At 49.4% G+C, this 21,193-nt stretch carries 14 protein-coding genes; 7 read left to right on the forward strand and 7 right to left on the reverse strand.

Annotated features, from left to right (window positions below; translation table 11 throughout):
• Positions 1-335: 335 nt before the first annotated feature.
• Positions 336-3,089, forward strand: coding sequence for a lysylphosphatidylglycerol synthase transmembrane domain-containing protein (locus LRP54_RS08480; RefSeq protein WP_231235378.1), 2,754 nt, complete (start codon positions 336-338; stop codon positions 3,087-3,089).
• Between the two features lie 146 nt (positions 3,090-3,235).
• Here LRP54_RS08480 and LRP54_RS06050 read toward each other — a convergent pair whose 3' ends face one another.
• Positions 3,236-4,054: a class I SAM-dependent methyltransferase gene (locus LRP54_RS06050; protein ID WP_231235379.1), complete on the reverse strand. Its 819-nt coding sequence runs from the start codon at positions 4,052-4,054 to the stop codon at positions 3,236-3,238.
• 5 nt (positions 4,055-4,059) lie between these two features.
• Positions 4,060-5,721, reverse strand: coding sequence for an L-lactate permease (locus tag LRP54_RS06055; protein WP_231235380.1), 1,662 nt, complete (start codon positions 5,719-5,721; stop codon positions 4,060-4,062).
• A gap of 279 nt (positions 5,722-6,000) precedes the next feature.
• On the opposite strand from LRP54_RS06055, the gene LRP54_RS06060 reads away from it, so the two are divergent.
• From LRP54_RS06060 to LRP54_RS06075, 4 genes are read left to right on the forward strand one after another with little or no spacing between them, the layout of a single operon-like run.
• Positions 6,001-6,930 (forward strand): ABC transporter ATP-binding protein, encoded by a 930-nt coding sequence (locus LRP54_RS06060; RefSeq protein WP_231235381.1) that lies wholly within the window; start codon positions 6,001-6,003, stop codon positions 6,928-6,930.
• Positions 6,931-6,979: 49 nt separating this feature from the next.
• Positions 6,980-7,807 carry an ABC transporter permease gene (locus LRP54_RS06065; protein WP_231235382.1) on the forward strand — a complete coding sequence of 276 codons (828 nt, stop codon included), beginning with the start codon at positions 6,980-6,982 and terminating at the stop codon, positions 7,805-7,807.
• Positions 7,808-7,851: 44 nt separating this feature from the next.
• Entirely contained in the window at positions 7,852-9,114 is a 1,263-nt protein-coding gene (locus LRP54_RS06070) for a sensor histidine kinase (protein WP_231235383.1), read from the forward strand.
• On the forward strand, positions 9,115-9,747 hold the full coding sequence (locus LRP54_RS06075; RefSeq protein ID WP_231235384.1) for a response regulator transcription factor: 633 nt from the start codon (positions 9,115-9,117) through the stop codon (positions 9,745-9,747).
• Positions 9,748-9,839: 92 nt separating this feature from the next.
• Here LRP54_RS06075 and LRP54_RS06080 read toward each other — a convergent pair whose 3' ends face one another.
• From LRP54_RS06080 to LRP54_RS06100, 5 genes are all read right to left on the reverse strand, one after another.
• A complete protein-coding gene (locus LRP54_RS06080) occupies positions 9,840-10,613 on the reverse strand; it encodes an HNH endonuclease family protein (RefSeq protein WP_231205805.1) in 774 nt (257 codons plus the stop codon).
• A gap of 159 nt (positions 10,614-10,772) precedes the next feature.
• Positions 10,773-12,176 (reverse strand): amino acid permease, encoded by a 1,404-nt coding sequence (locus LRP54_RS06085; RefSeq protein ID WP_231235455.1) that lies wholly within the window; start codon positions 12,174-12,176, stop codon positions 10,773-10,775.
• Between the two features lie 313 nt (positions 12,177-12,489).
• The gene (locus LRP54_RS06090) at positions 12,490-13,158 is read right to left on the reverse strand and encodes a trimeric intracellular cation channel family protein (RefSeq protein ID WP_231205803.1); all 669 of its coding nucleotides are present in this window, start codon (positions 13,156-13,158) and stop codon (positions 12,490-12,492) included.
• A 212-nt stretch (positions 13,159-13,370) separates the two neighbouring features.
• Positions 13,371-14,492, reverse strand: a complete 1,122-nt coding sequence (locus LRP54_RS06095) for a VIT1/CCC1 transporter family protein (protein WP_231205757.1) — start codon at positions 14,490-14,492, stop codon at positions 13,371-13,373.
• The gene (locus LRP54_RS06100) at positions 14,492-14,797 is read right to left on the reverse strand and encodes a YtxH domain-containing protein (RefSeq protein ID WP_231235385.1); all 306 of its coding nucleotides are present in this window, start codon (positions 14,795-14,797) and stop codon (positions 14,492-14,494) included. Before LRP54_RS06100 ends, LRP54_RS06095 begins: the two co-directional genes overlap by 1 nt.
• Positions 14,798-14,954: 157 nt before the next feature.
• Here LRP54_RS06100 and LRP54_RS06105 point away from each other — a divergent pair, with 157 nt between their 5' ends.
• Positions 14,955-15,731, forward strand: coding sequence for an alpha/beta hydrolase (locus LRP54_RS06105; RefSeq protein ID WP_231235386.1), 777 nt, complete (start codon positions 14,955-14,957; stop codon positions 15,729-15,731).
• 54 nt (positions 15,732-15,785) lie between these two features.
• On the forward strand, positions 15,786-21,191 hold the full coding sequence (locus LRP54_RS06110) for a DUF3418 domain-containing protein (protein WP_331274806.1): 5,406 nt from the start codon (positions 15,786-15,788) through the stop codon (positions 21,189-21,191).
• Positions 21,192-21,193 lie beyond the last annotated feature (2 nt).

The raw sequence follows: 21,193 nt of genomic DNA on the forward strand, positions 1-21,193 counted from the left end.
GTGTCCTTCCGCCTTGTCCGATGGACTGCTGTACATACCTCACCTTAACCGGATAAAGCCCTGGCATCACGATGCTACGCGCGAATATCACAGCGACACTGATCGTACAGTACATGCAATCAGCAAGCCTACGCAGGTCTGCAATGCTCACACAATTACTCATCTGCGTATTCTTTTATTCTTTGTCAAGATGTCTACAATTCCTATGAGAATACGCAGGTAGCCTAGTCTTTTCGCTAACACATTCGGTGAAAACATAATATTTAACGGCACTATTGGGCAAGATTTGTCATTATTGAATCAAGGCATCACAGAAAATAGGCGCAGGAGGGAATGTGCACAGTAATGACCGTGCAGAAAATGCGCAGACCTGCCCCTGTGACCATTCCGATCACGTATGCTGCACGGCAGATTCTCTGAACACTCATACGCCTCACGAATCTCACACTGTTATTCCCTGTGCTTTAGGGCCTTCTCATAGCGCTGCTGTATCACCTGAAACGTCCTCATCACGGTTCGTATCACAAGCACACGTGACAGATACAGGCGCGCACAGCGAAAACTCAGATTCGATTACTCAAAAAACTCAGCCCTCAATTATTACGCCCATTATTTTTGCCGATCAAACAGTCAAAAGGACACGTCGCCGCGCAGATCTCGTAGATTTTTTCGGCGCGCTTCTCGGAATTATCCTCGTGTGGACTTTAGGGGCCTACGCGAACTCCACCACACGCGGCGTTACCGAAGATGTCCTTCAGTTCAAAATTATTCGTGATGTTTTGCTTCTCCCTGTGACTTTCCTTGAGGGCCTTGTCATCCTTGTTGCCCCTATTGTCGTTATTACTTCGCTCGTATTACGACGCAGACTGTGGGGAACTGTTGCGACCCTCCTGACCTCTGGTGTTGCGGCGGTGTTGGGCTGGGCATTTTTAGAGGTAACCAATTTCCTTCCCGATCAACTGACTGCTCCTTTACGTGTGTCCACTGGATTGATAAATGAGGAGGGTGTGACCTCAACAACTGTTGCCATTAACATTGTTGTTGTCATTTTGGCTTCATTCTTGACGGCCGCAGGTGAAACAACCACTATGCGCAGTGTGCGCTGGTCCTGGTGGGGTTTATGGGCTATTTCATTTTTGTGGGTTGTACGCCTGTCGCTTACGCTACCCTCCGCCCTCATTTCTTTACTTCTGGGGCGGGCTGTTGGCTCTGCTTCGCGTTGGATTCTGGGATGTGAAGATAGGCGAGCCACTGGACCGCAATTAGTCCACGCTTTGCGTTCGATCGGTATTTCCCCGTTGCGCCTCATTCGTTGCGATGTGGAAACAGATGAGGTTCCCCTGTGCGCGTGGTCAATTGTTCCCGGGAGGAACGGTCAGCTTCGCCAGTTCCCTCTTGATATGCCTGACACCGAGTATGTGGTGCCACGCCAATGGCACCACGATAAGAACCGTCATTATCGTGTGTGGGATGAAAACGGGAATGTATGTGATGTTATTTCATGTGATCCTGGACGTGAATTTACTGGAACTGTGCGGCAAATCTGGGATAATCTTCGGCTGCGTGGTGTCACACGCTGGGTGGCTCCATCCTTAAAAGCTTCTGCGGAACGGTCCATGCTAGCGACCTTAGCGGCCTATCATGCCGGTGTTCGCTTGCCGGAGCCTGTTGGAATAGTGCCGGCGGGCGATTCTGTTCTTCTGATTAACCATGTGTTGCCTGCGACGCTTCCTTTGCGTGAGATGTCCGAGCAGACTATCAGCTCTCATATTCTTGATGAGGCCTGGCGGCAGCTTGCGTGCGCACATCAGGCAGGTATTGCGCACCGTAATGTCAGTGGTGACTCAATCGTTGTGGATGCTGCTGCGCGAGTATGGTTGATCGACTGGGAACAGGGTGAGGCCGGTGCCAGTGATTTAACGATGCGTATTGACGTAGCGCAGTTATTGGTGTCTTTATCGTTGGTTGCCGGGGTGGAATCTGCTTTAGCTTCAGCTCAGCGCGTTATTGGGCCGGATGAATTACGCGCATGTGCGCCTTTTCTTCAACGCGCAGTTTTACCCTCACAGCTTTCAGCTGCAGTTCGTCAGTCCACTATTTTAGAGGATCTGCGTGATGCAATCGTGGCAGATGCGTCCTCTCCTGCTGTAAATGAACTGGCAAATATTCAACGTTTTGCGCCGCGCAGTGTCATCATGGTTGCCGTTATTCTCCTTGCAACTATCGGTATTGTCAGTTCTTTGAATATTGGGGACATTATCGAGATTGTGCGTTCTGCACACCCTCTGTGGATTGGGGTGGCGTGTGCGTGTGCTGTTCTTACGTGGTTTGGAGGCGCTCTCGCTCTTGTTGCCCTTACCGCAGAAAAAGTCCGTATCCGTGATGCTTTCCTCGCGCAGATAGCAGCTTCTTTGGTTACTTTGGTGGCTCCTGCTGGTATTGGGCCTGCCGCTGTTAATATCCGTTATTTAACGAAGCAGAAAGTTCCTGCAGCAGCGGCTATGACCACTGCGACCATGCAGCAGATCGTACAGTTATTAGTTACTGTTGGAATGCTTGTGATTCTCGCGTTTTTCAGTGGGCAACGACTTTCTGTCTCTTTGCCTTATGGTGCAATTATTGCGATTTCAGGAACGATTCTCATTGCGGTGCTGATAATTGTGGCGATTCCAAAATTGCGCCGCTGGGTGTGGCAACATCTTGAACCTAAATGGGTGCAGGTATACCCCCGCTTATTGTGGGTGATGGGACGTCCTCAACGTTTGTTTACCGTTGTTGCGGGAAATCTCCTGACCGTATGCGGATTTATTACATGTTTTATTTCCTGCACACTGGCAATGGGCTGGTCTTTAGATCCTGTGACGGCTTCAATTACGTACTTAGCGTCCAATTCTTTAGGTTCAGTGATTCCTTCCCCCGGTGGTATTGGCCCAGTGGAGGCAGCACTCACCGGTGGTTTACAAGTAACGGGTGTGCCGCTTTCTGCGGCTATTTCTATCGCTTTGCTCTACCGTTTGGTGACTTTTTACGGCCGCGCCCCTATAGGGTGGGTTGCTATGAAGATCATGGAAAAGAAGAATCTTATTTAGTGTCTTTAGCCTGATGTCTTGTATTGCCTTGCTCGGGGTAGTACGTGCTGATCTCTTGCGGTAGTACTTTTTTACCGCTCATCATCAGTACTTTTGCCGTGTAACGACTCTGAATGAATGACGTTGATGCATGTTTGAAGGCAAGGTTATTCTGTGATTTTTTGAGCGACCCACACGAGTGTCATATACGGCAAAGTCACCGGATCGTGTGCGCTATAGCCTAAATGATCGTGAATATACCATCGTAGGTTTTCTTGCATACGTTGGCGGCCTTGTTCATTTTGTTTTAACCATGAAGATCGTGTGCGTCCTAAGGCCATAAGCTGATCGGGAGTTAGCGTATCTGTCCAGTTCACTACATGTAAGTGTGGTGCAGTGAAATTTTGTCCTACGTGCGGCGGCCGGTCTATTCTATGAACATCACCTGAACGCATAATGCGCGTGAGCCTGTGGACCCACGGGTGTGATACATCCATTTGATTAAAAACCACAGCCAATACACCCGATGTTTTAAGTAGACGCGCAGCTTCTTGCGTCGCTGCGCTTTCGTCAAACCAGTGCCACGCTTGAGCGGCAACTACCAGATCTGCACACTGATCGGGCAAACCCGTTTTTTCGGCGCTTCCAGAATGAATACGCACATGCGGGTGGGGGCATATTTGTTCACGCATGGCTTGCGCTGGTTCCACTGCATGTACGCTAAAGCCTCGCTCACACAATAGGTCCGTCATTTTCCCAGTGCCTGCACCTAGGTCAATAGCGACCGGCATATGTGAAGGTGCTGGTCTTAAAAGCGACGTATTCTCCTGTGTTTCCTGCGATGCTTCATGTTCTGTGACTTGTAATTGCTTCACGTTTTGACACAGGTAGTCGATTGCACTGTCAGGGTAGGCGGGACGGACTTTCGCGTACACGCTGTTCGCGCGTGTAAAAGGATTTATTACGTGAGTTTCTGGCGCACTCATACGTTTTATTGTGCAATTAAGAAACTGGCAACGCCCGTGGAAGCAAGAACAGTAATGCACCCCAGTAAAAACACAAGGCCCACAGAAAATGGGGCGGCGCGACGCAAAAGCTCAGGTTCGCATCCTTCATTTTTCACGGAGGTTGCCGCAATTGCAAGGTTTTGTGGGCTCACGATTTTGCCGATACCGCCACCAATTTCATTTACTGCTAACAGGAGCTGTGGGCTTAGACCTGTTTGTTGGGCTGCTGCGACTTGCAGATTCGCAAAGAGTGCCCCTGCTGATGTTGCTGAACCTGTGACGGCTGTCCCTAACCATCCGAGGATTGGTGAAAAGAAAGCGAAAGCAACACCTGTTGTTGCAAGGAGTGTCCCGATAGCAACCGTCTGGCCGGAAAAGTTCATGGTGTAGGCCAAAGCCATTACTGCTGTGATCGTGATAATCGCCATGCGTAAGGACCACAGGGTTGTGCCGAGTGTAGCGATACCTTGACGGAATGTGAATGGGTATTTTCCTGCAGAATCATTCAGTGAGTACACCAGTGTGACGATTAAGCCTGACAGAATCAACATGGTCCCAGGGGATGATAGGGTGCTCAGTCGCAGGACTGTATCTGTTGATATATTGCCGCCAACGGTAGCTAATTGGCCGTCTAAACCTCGCCAGGGGAAAGCAATATCTGTTGTTTTCAACATGGCAGGTACGTTAATGCCGATGCGCCATAATTTTGCCGCAGCAAAGACGAGGACCACGAAACCATAAGGGAAAAGCGCAAAGAAAATACGTGAGGCTGTCAGGTCTGAGGCGACGTCCACACGTGAACGCTGATCTTCGGGGGTGCGTGGTTTCCATACGCGCATCATCAGGGCAACGAGGACGAAAGAAAGCAGCGAAGCTACGACCGCTGTTAGTTCATATGACAGGTACTGTGCTGTCACGATGTGACCGATACTCATTCCAGCCCCCGCAACAAGTCCGAGCGGCCATAGGTCTTTCACTGCGCGTTTGCCGTCTAGCATGGCAAGCATAACCAGGGGTATCCAGATGAAAAAGAGTGGCGTAATTCGTGTTCCTGTGCCTGTCAGTAGTTCTGTTTCTACTCCGCCTAGACGAGCGGTTGTAATCATGGGGATTGCCATTGCACCAAAAGCAACATTAAGGGCATTACCAACCATTGTGACAAGTGCGGCTTTCAGTGGTGGAATACCTAAAGCGAAAAGCATGGAACAAGCAATAGCGACAGGTGCTCCAAAACCTGCTAAACCTTCCATCAGGCCACAGAAGCACACAGCGATTAAGAGTGCTTGAATACGCAAGTCCCCTTTACCTACCATAGAAAAAACTGCCCGGACATCTTCGGCTCGGCCAGATGTTTCCGTTAAGTTATACAGCCATACGGCGGCAACAACGATAAAACAGATCACGAAAATACCAAAAGCCGCGCCTTGAGTGCTTGACAGTAAAGCAAGGGTTGTCGGCATTGCGTAACCAAAGACCGCTACAAGTATGGAAGCGACTAGGGAACTTAAAGCACACCAGTGTGTCGCTACCTTGAATACACCCAGCATGACAAAAAAGACGATAAGGGGGATGAGGCCTAAAAGGGCTGTGGCAGGTAAAGAACCTGCGACCGCTGTTGTTGATGGAGTGAAAATCGTAGAAAACATCAGCGGGGCTCCTGTTCTGGATGTGGGAATGAGCAGCATGTATTGATTTATACGTGCCACTCACGTAGGGGCACGATGATGGCATTTTTATTTCGATGAGGCCATACCATTGAATCTTAATACTTTTTATGTAGCACATGCACACAAAAGAATAAAATATGAAGTTTTTGCATTTATGTGCCCCGTCAAAGACCTCGAAATACCCATGACAGATGTCATGTAAACATCCCTGTCATTGCCCACTGTATATTTGCACCAATGAAAGCAACAATAGTACCCATGACAGACATATCTTTTACACCGGACACTCTCGCTTTACGCGCTGTAGATGTGAAAAAACAATTCGGCCCAGTAAAAGCAGTCGATGGGATTTCATTAGAAATTCCTCGCGGTCACATCGTGGCGCTTCTAGGAAAAAACGGCGCAGGAAAATCTACTTTCATTGATATTGCGCTTGGTTTACAACGCGCAACCTCTGGGCATGTGGAACTTTTCGGAATGAGTCCCCGCGAAGCCATTCAACGTTCACTCGTGGGAGTTGTCCAACAAAGCGGTGCCTTAATGAATAATTACACGGTTGAACAAACTCTGCGTTTATTTAGTGCTCTGCATCCTCAAGCAATGGATTACGAGCGTGTTATGGAAGAAACAGGGCTAAGCGCCCTACGTAAACGCAATGTAGGTAAACTTTCAGGAGGTGAATGTCAGCGTCTCCGTTTAGCTCTTGCGTTAATTCCTCACCCGCATTTACTCATACTTGATGAACCCACAGCAGGTATGGATACCACTGCGCGACGTGAATTCTGGCAGCTCATGCACGCGCAAGCTCATCAAGGTCGCACAATTATTTTTGCTACACATTATTTGGCTGAGGTTGAAGATTTTTCTGAGCGCACAATTATTTTGCGCCAAGGCGTGATTGTTTCTGATACGAGTACACACGATTTACGACGTATCGGGCAAACCCGAACTTTACATGCCCGCGTACCTAAGGAATATAAGGATACTGTGGGGGATATTTTGGCTAGACTTCCTCAGTCTCAGACTTTCACAGTGAGGTGGGATTGCGCAGGCGACATGTGTGATCTCATTGTTCACGCGCCCTCAACAGATGATATTGCACGTCACATTCTCACTGTTCACGGTGTACGCGATCTCGAAATATCTACCCCTTCTTTAGATGATACTTTTGCTCGTTTAACCGCATAAATACTTCATACCTCACCTGTTACCCACCTTTTTACTGGAGCTGATTTTCATGACACCTACGTCACTTTCGACGCACAAGAGTCCTTTTCCTGCCTCTGATGATCGTATTAATGACCTGCGCACACCCCAAAGCGGGTGGTATGGCATAGGCGCCCTCACCTATTTCACGACACGTAAACTGTTACTCAATCCTTTCCTTGTGGGTTTTTCAATTATTTTGCCGCTTTTTATGTACATGCTTTTTGGTGCGGGCCGGGATTACTCTGATATATGGGTAGTTCACACAAATGCTGCGGCCTCCGTTTTAGTGAATATGGGGCTTTACGGGATCATTGTCGCTGCTTCTTCTGTAGCAAGTAATATTGCTTTAGAACGTATTTCTGGCATTTCACGCCTTTTTGCTTTAACCCCTATATCTGGTCATGCTTTCTTTTGTGCCCGTTTGTGCGCCCTCAGTATTCTCAACATCATTACGCTTGCTGTGGTTTACATTATTGGTTACTTTACTGGTGCTCGTATGCACCCTGAAACGTGGCTCTATTCATTCTCTCTTATCATCGCCCTATGTTTACTCCCTGTCACCATTGGATTGGCTTTCGCTTTTCTTCTCCGAAGTGACGGTGTTTTTGCCGTTACAAGCTGCGTTATTGTTCTTAGTTCTTTTGCCTCTGGATTGTTTATTCCACTCAACCAAATGGGTTCCTTCATGCAGTCCGTTGCCCCATGGACCCCTCTTTATGGGATTTTCCAACTCAGTCAGATTCCTGTGTATGGGTGGGATAATTTTCATTGGGGGTACGCCGTTAACTACGCCGTATGGACCGTATTTTTTGGTGTGATTGCTATATGGGCACAGCGTCACGACACCGCACGCTGATACATACTTCACCTGCGGCAATAGAACCGTAACAGGAGGCACATGTGAAAAGTCCTAGCACAGTAGTTCACTCACACTCGTCCCATGGCAATCACAGTGGTGGCGTAACTATTCAAGAAACCGTGACCACGCAGACTCCTTCTCGGACACGACCCTTAGCTTTACTGTGGGCACTACCGTTCCTTATTTTCCTTGCTGCCCCAATACATGGGCTTTTTATCGCAGATATTTCATATTCACAGCGCTTTGTCATAGGGGGTGGAATCTTTGCTCTTACTGCCATTTACGTGGCCGCATGGTTAGTAAATGACACGGCTCCACTTATAGCTACTCGTCAGAATATACAGTCATTTATTCTGACAATTTCCTTACTTTTAGCCGCGCAGATCTACCTGACAGTTACTATTCATGCAATCGGAAATTCCGGTGGACTTTACCTTATGTCATACGTTGCTTCATGCGCTGTCCTATTGGCTCCTAGACATTGGACTGTTCCCACAATATCTGCCATATTCGCTGCTACCCTTGTGGAGATCATCGTTTTTCCTCAAGAAACTTTTTTCTCTTTCTTTACTATCCTTGCCACAAGTATTGTCTCTTCAACTTCTCGCTTTGCCATTACTCACGGACGAGCAAAAGAACACCAATTCACACACGCTTTGCGCCTAGCACAAGAAAAAGAACGCCATCGTATCAGCGCTGACCTTCATGATATTTTGGGCCATACCCTCACTGGAATCACCATAAAAGCCGATCTTGCGGTTCGCCTCATTGACAATGGCTCCACTGATGCAGCACGCGCACATGTGGAGGAACTTTTGGAGCTCTCACGCACAGCACTGACCGATGTGCGCGCTGTCGTAGCATCTGAACGCACCCTCGATGCTGATACAGAAATCGACGAAGCTCGCACTTTACTGTCCACCGCAGGAGTCACCCTCACCGTTAAACGTTCAGGGACACCTCATGCCAGAATCTATTCAACAATGGCTGCTCATGTTATTCGTGAGGGATGTATCAACGCGCTACGACACAGTAAACCGCACCACATTATTGTCGAATTAACCGAACAATCTGTCACCGTTATCAACGATGGCCTACGCAGTTCACGATACGCAGGTGCATTACCTTATCGTTTGGCCGTTTCTGATTCTGATACTGCCCTATTAGGCGGAAGTGGCCTGTCAGGACTCAGTGCGCGCACAGCCCATGTGGGCACGCTATCATGGTGGCAGGAAAAAGACCGATGGTTCCTCCGTCTCGTTTTCTATTCAGAAGACGCTCACGAAAGTCATGGTGAAGCATAGATGCCCATACGAATCGTCATTGTTGACGATCAGACGATGATTCGTGAGGCTTTCGCTTCTCTTTTATCTTTAGAAACAGATATTGAGGTCGTGGGGACTGCCGCTCATGGGCGTGAAACCTTACAGTTGCTGGATTTTTTAAGCCAAAGCACCGGCTTTCCCTCTCCTGCGGACGTGGTACTCATGGATATTGAGATGCCCGTCATGGATGGTATTGCTACCTGTGAGGTATTACGTGCGCGTTTCCCGAATATTCGTGTCTTAATGTTGACAACTTTTGGCCGTCCCGGCTACGTTCAGCGTTCTTTAGATGCGGGAGCTTCCGGTTTTATGGTGAAGGATGCGCCCTCGCAGCAATTAGCTGAAGCTGTGCGTCGTATTGCTTCAGGGGTACGTGTGATAGATCCTGTGTTGGCTGTCAAAACATTGGAATCAGGTACATGTCCTTTAACAGATCGGGAAATTGAAATCCTGCGTCATGTGGCTCAAGGCGGAACGATTGCTGATATTGCCAAGGAATTATCTTTAAGTTCTGGGACTGTGCGTAATCATGTAAGTGCAGCAATGCTGAAAACTCACGCGCGCACTCGTGCAGAAGCAGTGCGTATTGCCACAGAATCTGGCTGGCTGTAGCTGGGATAGTGTTTTCTTCTGTGCTGTCAGTAGGTGACTTAGGGTTAATCCGGTCCTCATTCTTTGTCCATGTAAGCGGGCGTATAAGGCTTTTATGATGCTGTGGGACATTGACTGTGTAAAACATTCGCTATTGCGTCGCGTTCTGCGTTGGTCACAGAAAGTTTCCACGCGTATTTCACTTTGACTTGTCGTTTCACGTAGTCGCAATGAAAATCTTTATTTTTTGGAAGCCATTCGTCAGCGGTTTTCGCGCTTTTTTCTTGGTTAGCTGGCCCGTCAACAGCAAGAAGATTTTCTGGGTCGTTTGCAAATTTTTCACGGGTTGCTTCGTCCCATTCCCATGCTCCTGAGGCCCACGCATTCGCTAGGGGAACGATATGGTCGATTTGGATTTTTTTTGATGTTTCGTTGCCTCGTTCAAAATCAATGAGTTGTCCTGTGTAGGGGTCCTGTAGTTTTCCTGAGAGGACTACGCAGTTTTTTGTTCCTTTTTTGTAGGTAACCTGCGATAAATCACGACTCAAAATATCATTGCGCGTATCGCAGCCATTATGGTCAATGTCAGCCCAGCGAGCGCCGAAAGCTTCACGGTCATAGCGTGGAATTTTTTGACGTGTATTGTCCTCGCGTACAGGTAAGGACATCAGCATTGTTCCCGTATCTGTTGAAGCAATGTCACGGTAGGCGGAATCTAATGTGCGTGATACGGGTGGAGTGTCTGTCGACCACCAGCCTGCCAGGTTAAAAGCAGGTGGCGGGCCAATGAGGATCACAAAAATTACTGTGCACGCGGCCAGAATAATCAGAGGAACGGGGTTTTGCCCGTATTTTTTCCTTTTATCGGCGCGACCAGAGGAAGCCATCACGCATGTTACCTTTCGTTACTTATTGCGTTGACTATCGTAATGGCAGTGCTCATTGCAGCCACATCATGAGGAAATATTCCACAGCCGGTGGGCTTTACCTTCAGGGCATGATGTATGTCCATGAGGTGGTGAGGGCACATAGTTTTGATGGTTTCTTTACTTTTCTGTTTGATGGCTTATGATGCGTTCACGAACAAAGAAGATCATCACGATAACAATTATGAGGCCGCCCATTGATAGCAATTGCGCGCGGCCTGATTCTGTCAGGGCCATCAGCACACCCAATCCTGCAAGCGCAACCAAAACAACCCACGGAAGCCACGGCCAGCCTGGCATGTGGATTGCAAGGCGTTTTTCCTGTACAAGATGCCGGTGGAGGCGCATCTGAGAAATCACAATGAATATCCACACCACCAGCAAAATCATTCCGATAGCGTTAATGAGGATGCCTAATAACGTGTCAGGTAAATACCAGTTCAACACCACCGACGCTAATGCAAGGAGCAACGACACGGATACTGAACGGCGAGGGGTACGCCCATTCGCAATGTCACCAGTGGAGGATTCGCCCGCAACAACTGCTTCCAGTTTGTTTTCTGGATGCTCATATTCTACGTGCGTATTTGAGTTAGCAGAGGCGGCACCTAATAGCCATCGCACTCCCATACCTCGGGCTGATAAAGAATAAGCTAGGCGCGACGAGGAATACACATTCGCTGAAAAAGCGCTAATCAGTGCGATAAAAACAATCATTTCCATGATTCGTCCTACCGCTGGGATACCGGCCATGTATAAAAGTTCCGCGAAAGGATTGTCACGCACAGCCTGAGAATCCCACGGCAGTAAGCAGACAATCAAAACCACGGACCCTACGTAGAAAACAAGGATACGCCAAATAACAGAACGAATTGCGTGAGCCATAGCTGTTCGCGCATCATCAGCTTCAGCAGCAGCGATCGTCACCACTTCGATACCGCCAAATGAGGTGATGATCGCCAGAAGTCCTATCGCAACACCAGACATCCCGTTGGGAATCCACCCGCCATGCCCCAGCATGGTGTCAATGACAGATGCTTCACGACCAGGGATGATACCGGTAACTAGGCCCACTCCGATAACAAGGAAAACAAGGATAGCGGCGACTTTAATACCTGCAAGCCATGCTTCGACTTCACCGAAATGCCCCGCTGCCATGAGGTTAATCCCACCAAGAATGATGACGATAATGAGGGCAACTAGCCATTGCGGAACCGACGGGAACCATCCGATGAAAATTTTCGCGGCCCCTGTGATTTCCATGCCAAGCACCATCATGAGCATGAACCAGTACAACCACCCCACTGTGAAACCGGCAAGGCGTCCAATTCCTATCTGAGCGTATGTGGAAAAAGAGCCTGTCGACGGTAGAGCTGAAGCCAGTTCCGCAAGAGAGTACATCACCGAAACCGCGATAAAGGCCGCAAGCATGTACGAAATCAGCACTGCTGGTCCTGCTACAGCGATGGCTTGACCTGTTCCAAGGAAAAAGCCGCCGCCGATTGCACTGCCTAAAGCCATCATGGATAGGTGTCGTGTTTTGAAACGGCGGGGGGTTGGGGATCCGTTTGACGCGGCTTTCGTGCTCACGGGCTTGTCCTCTGCGGTTCTGAGGCCCACTTCGTGCCAGTGTGCCTTATTTTCGTAAACGGTGGGCAATAGCCGGGTGAGGATCATTCAGGCTCTCACCTACTATTGACAGACCACACTAACATTTCATTTGTTCGTTTATCAGAAAAGACCACAATGAAAATCTGGTTCCTACCCTATCTGGAACGCATGTTCTTTGATGTTTCCTTGCGTATTTTGACCTGTGCGAAAAGGGGTTTTTCTGATTTCACAGGTTATTTTTTCGTTCCTCACGTAGCTGCCGTAAATACGCTGGTGTCAGTTCCCAGTCTGTGTGTTGCGGTAATTGCCAGCGTCGCCAGTGAGCAACACATGTGAAACCTGAGCCAACGATAATTGCGACAAGCATTCCGAGTGTTTCCAATTCATACTGGTAAAACAGCAGCATTACTGCGGAAGATACCAGCGCGGGCGTGGCGTACAGATTATTCCCGCCAAAAACTTGAGGAACTGTGCCCGCAGAGATATCCCGAATCATGCCTCCGCCAATAGCTGTCATGATGCCTAGAAGGAGCGCGGGCATCCAGCCAAAACCTGCATTGACTGTTTTGAGTGCTCCTGTGGCGGCCCAGCATCCAAGAACAGTTCCATCAGCAATAACGAGGGCGATACGCCAGCCGCGTGAGTTCAGTTTCCACAGCATCGCAATACCCGCGCCGATAAGGGCTGTTCCCAAGTAGAACGGATCTGTCAGCGCCACCGGGGGTCCGACTTGCAGAAAAACGTCACGCAGCATCCCCCCTGCTAAGGCTGACATGATTGCTAGAACCGCAAAACCTACGGCGTCAAAACGTTTTGTACGCGCCAGGTGACCACCAAGGATTCCGTTAAGGAGCACACCAAGGAGGTCGATGGCGCGGAAAAGATCCGGAAGCATTTCGTTGAGGACATTCAATGATGAATGGAACACAGCTCATATTGTGGCATTTTTACTGGGAAAAACCGTGTAGACATCCATAATTTCGCACATAGTTCTTTACCTGTGCGGCATCATTTCGTCGTACCTGAGCACATGTGCGTGTGCCTGTCGGATAGGGGTTCCTTCAGACAAAAATTATGCATGTATGCCAGGCGTTCCTGTGCCTTTTATCAGGAGGTTTGAACACCAAAAATCGCACCGAGGACGTATGTCACCAGCGCGGCCGCGTAACCGATAACCAGTTGTCGTAACGCTCTGGGTAGCGGCGCTTGACCTGAGAGCACACCAACGACTCCCCCTGTGAAAAGGAGGGCGATGCCCACGATTGCAGCTGAAAGGATGATGGCAAGTGTTCCTGATGCTCCACAGATATACGGGATCAAAGGGATGAGCGCGCCTGTCGCAAAGAAAATAAACGAGGATGCGGCGGCATGCCACGGTGTCCCGATTTCCTCGGCTGCTCCTTGCGTGCGCTCTCCGCCATCACCTAAAGCAGCCCTGACCGCGATTACGCCGGATTCTGTTGTTGCTGGGGCGTTTGCTTGTCGAAAAACAGCGGCAGCATGGGCTTCGGCTTCTTCTGGGCTTTCACCGCGCGCACGGAAAACGAGGGCTAGTTCATTCGCATCGACATCGAGGTGTGTCACCGATTTGTGCGCCTCAGGGTCAGGTATGGAAGCGTCAAGTAATTCCCTTTGGCTTTGTACACTCACCCATTCGCCGGCGGCCATTGATAAAGCCCCTGCTAGCAGGCCTGCCACACCTGTCATCAGGATTAGTAATGTATCAATTCCAGTGGCCGCTACTCCAAGAACAAGGGCAAGATTTGATACAAGACCATCATTTGCACCAAAAACAGCGGCCCTGAATGTTCCTGCGAGGGTTTGACGTGAACGCGCAGTGAGTCCACGCACAACTTCGCCGTGTATGTGCTCATCGGCGGCCATTTGAGCGGTCGCGTCCATGTCAACGTCATATCGGCTTCGTTGTTCAGCTCGTTGCGCCATTGCGAGAATGAATATGGTACCGAATGCGCGTGCAAGTGCCGCCCCGATACGAGCATGTAATGAGGGGCGTGGTGCAGGTAGTGCGCGTTCCCCGAGGAGACGCAGCCAGTGTTCTTCGTGGCGTCGTTCGGCTTCAGCGAGCGCAAGGAGGACGTCACGTTCTTCACCAACACGTCGTTCAGCGAGCGCACGGTATGTGCGCGCTTCCATGCGTTCTTCTGCGAGGTGGCGTCGCCAGCGACGAATCTGCGCAGGTGTAGGCGTGTGATTTTGTGGTGATGTCATTATGAGGTGTGTGGCTTTGTCGCTGTGTTTTCTTGTGTCTCGTCTTGCGTAGATGAGTGTGTGGGTGGTACAGCGAAAAGGCGTTCTTTCACAGCGTCGGCTACTTTGTCGGTAATACGTTCACCTTGGACGCGCACCACATCGGAAAGCGCTTCCCCTGCTTTGTCCAGAGGTGCTGCGACGATGGGAACGGAACGTAAACGGGAGGCTGCGGCGCGTATTTTTTCGTATTTTTCGCGTCCAGCGCGTGTTCCGAGGACGTATCCGATACCGAATCCGAGAACGATTCCAAACTTCGTACCCATATGTTCCTCTCTGCGACGTGTACTTCTTTGTCTCAGCCTACCGGCTGTCTGACTTTTGTTAAAGGATTCCTTGAAAAAAGAGCGGCGAAAGATGTCACAATGTTGCGTTTAATGAAATACTCTTTTGTTTGCCTCCTTCAGACTATAGGTTGGAAGAATGAGTGACGTTCAGATTGTGACACCTCGTGGGAGTACTCTGTGTGGTACTTTTATCAATCCTGTTGATACGAAGGATGCTGCTGTCGTCTTTTCTCATTCTGTTTTTGAGAACAGAAATTCAGGGGAGTATTTTGATCGTCTGGCAGCGGCGTATCGTGCTGCTGGTTATGCGACGCTTATTTTTGATTATTCAGGTCATGGCGCTTCTGATGATGACATTATTACTCGTGAATTGCAGGTGGAGGATTTACGTGCTGCTTCCGGTTGGGTAAGCGATCAAGGTTTTTCTCGGCAAATCATTCATGGTCATGCCTATGGTGCTCTTGTTGCGTTGTCAGCGCATCCTGTTGCTGCTACGACAATGGTTTTGTTTTCGCCGGTTTTAGGTCCGCGAACGTATCAGTGGGAGTCTATTTTTTCTACTGTTCAGCTGGATGAGTTAGATAAGCATGGTGTAACGACTATACCGGATGATTTGCCTGGGAATCGGCAAAATTTCACGATATCTAAACAGACTTTAGTGGATTTATCAATGGTGGATCAAGATTCGTTGTTCCGCAGAATTGATTACCCTATTCTCATTATTCATGATGGTGAGGATGTTGAGACTGGTCTGACGCAGATCACGCATGATGTTTTCCCTCTGATGGCTGATGGTTCGCGTGTCCACATCATGCAGGACACACATTTCACGCAAGATTCTTGCCCTGATACTTTGGTTGAGCGTGTGATTTCATGGGCGCAGCAGCATGTGCCTGCTCGTCATTACCGGTAGGTGTGCGTCGTATTCCTTGAGCGTGTTGTGTGGGCGGGTCGCTAGAATATTCGAGTGTCTAGTGCAGCTGAAAATTCTTCCTCACCTTTCCCTTCTTCTGGGCGGCGGCGTAAGTCTCATGGGAAAAAATCAGCTGTTTCCTCTGGCGCGTCTCAGCCTTCATCATCTGAGCGTACCTCTGGCGATGCTGCTGGTTCTTTTGTTTCTCACCGTAAAAATTCACGTCAGCAGCGCTCATCTAAAAATTCACGTCGCCGGCAGTTACCTCACGCTCTTTCGCACGCATCTGAACGTGATACTGCACCTGCTTTTCAGCCTTTTACTGCGCAGGAATTAGCTGCACGTGTTGCTGCTTTACCTGTTATTTCTTTCCCTGATCTTCCTGTGTGCGCTCATCGTGATGAGATCGCTCAGGCGATTCGTGACCATCAGGTCGTTATCGTTGCCGGTGAAACGGGTTCAGGTAAAACCACTCAGTTGCCGAAGATTTGTTTAAGTCTTGGCAGGGGTATTACAGGAATGATCGGGCATACGCAGCCTCGCCGTATCGCTGCTCGCTCTGTTGCTGACCGGATCGCTGAGGAACTGGGACAGTCTGTTGGTTCGCTTCCGGGCCAGGTTGTCGGCTATCAGGTACGTTTCACCGATGAGGTGGGTCCGACTACCCTCGTGAAACTGATGACGGACGGTATTTTGCTCGCAGAAATACAGTCAGATCCTCTGTTGCGTCGTTACGACACTCTCATTATTGATGAGGCGCATGAGCGTTCGTTGAATATCGACTTTATTTTGGGGTACATTGCGCGCTTACTACCTGTACGGCCAGACTTAAAAGTAATCATTACTTCTGCAACGATTGATTCTGAACGCTTTGCCGCGCATTTTGGCGTGTGGGAAGGGCCTCGCACTACGGGTGTTCTGCGACAGGCTGCACCTATTATTTCCGTGTCGGGCCGTACTTTCCCTGTGGAAATTCGTTACCGCCCTCTCAGTGTGGATGCTCCTTCGTCGTGGTCAAGTTCCTCATCTTCCATCGGTGATGATTCTGTGAGTGTTTCACCTAAGCAGGGGCCGCATGTCGATCAGCTTGTCCTTGAGGACCCTGACGATGATTTACCGACTTTAGGTTATGGGTTGGGTGAGGATATTGATATTGAACAGGCGATCTGTCATGCCGTTGACGAATTATGCGCTGAAGGGCCGGGCGATATTCTGGTATTTTTGCCGGGTGAACGCGATATACGCGATGTGGAGCAGGCCTTAAAAGAGCATTTGGGTGTGCGGGTGAAATCTTCTGATGATGTCGGTTCAGGTGCTGCTACTTTTCATCCATCAGATATTGAAATTATTCCGTTATTTGCCCGGTTAAGTGCGGCGGAACAGCATCGGGTTTTTGAAGCTCATCAGATTCGTCGAATTGTTTTATCAACGAATGTCGCAGAAACGTCGCTCACTGTCCCTGATATTCGTTACGTTATTGACCCTGGGTTAGCGCGTATTTCACGTTATTCGCACCGAACCAAAGTGCAACGACTTCCCATTGAACCTGTTTCCCAAGCTAGTGCAAATCAACGGGCTGGGCGTTGTGGGCGTGTCGCTGATGGTGTAGCTATCCGCCTGTATTCACAGCATGATTACGAGTCGCGTCCAGCCTACACAGAGCCAGAAATCCTTCGTACTTCGCTTGCAAGCGTCATTTTGCATATGACGGCTTTAGGTTTGGGTTCTGTTGCAGATTTTCCTTTCCTTGATGCGCCTGATGCTCGTGCTGTACGTGATGGTATTCATTTGCTTGTTGAAATTGGTGCTCTTGCTGTTGATGATTCTGATACGTCTGGGACACATCGTTTAACACCTATTGGTCGGGATTTATCGCGCCTGCCTGTTGATCCTCGTTTAGGTCGTATGTTGCTTGAAGCTGAAGCAAACGGGTGTTCATCTGATGTTCTTGTCATTGTTGCTGCTCTTTCTATTCAGGATGTTCGTGAGCGGCCTTTGGATCATCAGCAAGCGGCTGATACTGCACATGCGCGTTTTGTGGATCCTGACTCAGATTTCATCACTTATTTGAATTTGTGGCGTTATCTGCATGTGCAGCAACGTGAATTATCTGGTTCTGCTTTCCGTCGTATGTGTCGTTCAGAGTTTTTGCACTATCTGCGTTTCCGTGAGTGGCGTGATGTGGTAACGCAGCTTCGTCAGATGGCTCGTCCTTTAGGTATTGGTGCGGAACGTCTGGCTTTGCCTTCTCTTGCTCAGGTGCGTCAGGAAGCTGAGGAACGTGGGATTGTGGATGCGGCTGCTCGTGCAAGTGTCGCATTCACTGCTTCTGCTCATAGTGTTGATGCCGACCAGATTCACCGGTCTTTACTGGTGGGCCTTTTGTCGAATATCGGAGCTTGGGATCCTGCAAAACGTGAGTATGCGGGGGCACGTGGTACTCGTTTTTCTTTGTGGCCGGGTTCTGGTCTTGCACATTCGCATCCTGAATGGGTGATGACCGCTGAGCTTGTGGAAACTTCACGTCTTTTTGCTCGCACGGTGGCTCGTATTCAGCCTGAATGGATTGAATCTGCGGCCGGGCCGCTTCTGAAACGTATGTACGGTGAACCGTACTGGTCATCTGCACGAGGGGCTGCTCTGGTTACGGAAAAAGTCTTATTGTACGGTGTTCCTTTGGCCGCTGATCGCCCTGTTTTGCTGGGTCGTTTAGGTGATATGCCTTTAGGTGTTGATACGGCTTCTCGTAGTTTTTCGCTGCCTCGTCTTGGATCTCTTCATGCGCAGGCACGTGGTTTAGTAGCGGCATCCAACGCGCAAAATACTCACTCTCAGGCAGATGAGGCCATTCGCCGACAGGAAATTCTCGCTGTCTTTGCGCAGGCTGACCCGTCTTTCCCTGTGCATATTCATGGTGCGGATTTTCTTGCTGATGCGACCTCTGCCTTACAAAATCAGGTGAATGATGGGGTATCTTCCTACCGTTCGGTGACAGGTGATGTCGTTTCTGCAGGTGAACAAAAGACAGTATTGCCTGATTGTGATGGTTCGACCACAGCCGTTCCCACAGTGAATCCGGTTTGTACAGCAGATGCTGAGGAGGTTTGTTTAACTGCGCGTCAGGTGGCACGTTCTTTACTTATTCGTCATGGGTTAGTGCGTGGCCAGTGGCGGGAACGTCACAACTTTTTGACACGGAATTCTCAGCTCATAAGTGAGGCTCGGGAGGTAGAGAAACGTTCGCGTACTCATGGGCTTGTAGCAGATGAAGATGCTTTAGTTGCTTTTTTTGATGATCTGATTCCTGAGCGTATTATCAGTGCCGCTCATTTTTCTTCGTGGTGGAAAAAGGTTCGCCGTCATAATCCTGATCTGCTTATTTATCCGCGTTCTGTATTGTTACCGCGGAATGTAAATACTGATTCTGGTGTTTTTCCCGATCATTGGATTTGCGATGATATGGATTTGCCGCTGCGTTACGAATTTTCACCAGGTTCTCAGCGTGACGGTGTCACTATGGTGATTCCTGTTGAGGTCTTGCCGCGTGTACGTGAACAAGGAACTGACTGGTTGGTATCGGGATTATTCACTGAACTGGTCATTGAATCTATTCGGGCTTTGCCGAAAGCAAAACGTCGTTTATTGACTCCTGCCCCGGATGTGGGGGCCACCTTCGCACAGTGGATGCGCGAGTATGTTCATGGGGGGCCTGGCACACAAACAGACTCACTTTCCCAGTTTTCTGGTCAAAACATTTCAGGCACTCATTCCCTTGACCGCCCCACTGTTACCGCGCACACACATAGTGCCCACGCTCATCCTTTAGCGTCTCCCCTTTCGCCTAGTAAAGATCCTTCGTCTTTATCTGCGGCAATGGATCGCCTTGCCGCGTGGGGTCAGCGCACGGGTCACACGCGGGCCTCACAACGGTCAGTCACCTCGCCGCCAGTTTCACCTGCTCCTAAAAAACATACGGCTACAGATTCACCTGTTTCTTCTGTAAAGGATTCACAATTACCTGCTGAATCACATGTGTCATCACGGGATTTTTCATCGTCAGATATTGACCATGCGAAAGCTATTCAGCCATGCGATTATCCACCTTTTAGCGAAGTTTTTGTTCGGGCTGCGCGAGTTCTTCGAGGGGTGGCTTTAGATAGTGCTGATCTTGCTCACATGTCTGAGCGCCTGCCTCAGTATCTGCGTATGACTTTTGTGGTGATTGATCGGTCTGGACGTGAATTGGATTCAGGAAAAGATCTTGTGTACCTACAAAAATCGTTAGAACAAAAATCTCATGAGGCTGTTCGTGTGGCTGTACGCACAGCAGTTTCTGATGCTTTGTATGATGCGGCTCGTCGTGTGCGCGCGCATGATTCACGTGCTCACAAGGATTCGCAGGACTCACATATTCACGCGACGTCAACGCCTGTAAGTCATACTTCTTTTCCGCTTTCAGAAAGTTCTGCCGCTACACGCATTTCAGATAGTACCGGCGAAGCTGTGTCTGGGAGTATGCCGGCGGATTTACAAATTATTGTTACTCAAGATGGTCTTACTGATTTTCCTGAGGCTGTTGTGCCAGATGTCATTGACCATGAGCATCAGGGGATGTCGCTGCGTGCTTTTCCGGCGTTAGTTGCTCAAGGAACTGCAATGGAACCGTGCGCAGGGGTGCGTCTGATGGCTTCACGATCTGTTGCTGATCGTTGTCATCGGGAGGGTCTTGCGCGATTGCTTCTTGCGCGTCTTGCTTTGGCAACGAAACGTGTGACGACCCGTTGGAGCGGGCGTGAGGCTTTGATGTTGGCGGCTACTTCTTATGGTGATACTGCGCTTTTGGTGGCTGAAGCGCAGTTGGCGAGCGCTGTGTCTTTGGTTGATGAGCTGTGTGGTGAGCGCGGTCCGTCTTGCGTTCGTGAGGCTGAGTCTTTTGAACTGCTTGTTCGTCGCGCTCGTGATCTGCATGAAGATCGGGTGTATCAGATTCTTGGTGACGTGGCGCGTGCTATGGAGGCTCACAGTGAATACCTTGATGTGCGAGCTTCATGTCTTTCTGCTTCTCTTGGTGATGTCATTCGGGATACTGATACTGTGGTTAATGGTCTTTTGGGGAAAGGTTTTGTGGTTTCGACTCCGATCACACAGTTACCTCATATTGCTCGATATGTACGTGGGTGTGCTGTGCGGCTGCGACGTGTGAGTGCTTCTGCGAATGTTTTGGCGCGGGATCTGCGCGATATGTCTGTGTTACATGATTTGGAGGCGGAGCTGACCCAGTATCAAAGTGCTGCTCGTCAGCGCCCGTATGACCCTGTTCGTCATGCTGGTCTTGTTGAGGCGTATTGGATGATTCAGGAGCTTCGGGTGTCGTTATTTGCTCAGCAGCTGGGGACTGCTGTTAAAGTGTCTGCGAAACGTATTATTCATATTCTTACTCGCGCGCATGAGGGTATGTGACC

Origin of the sequence: Schaalia sp. lx-100, assembly GCF_021083625.1 — a bacterium.
In the GTDB taxonomy this organism is placed as follows: Bacteria; Actinomycetota; Actinomycetes; order Actinomycetales; family Actinomycetaceae; genus Pauljensenia.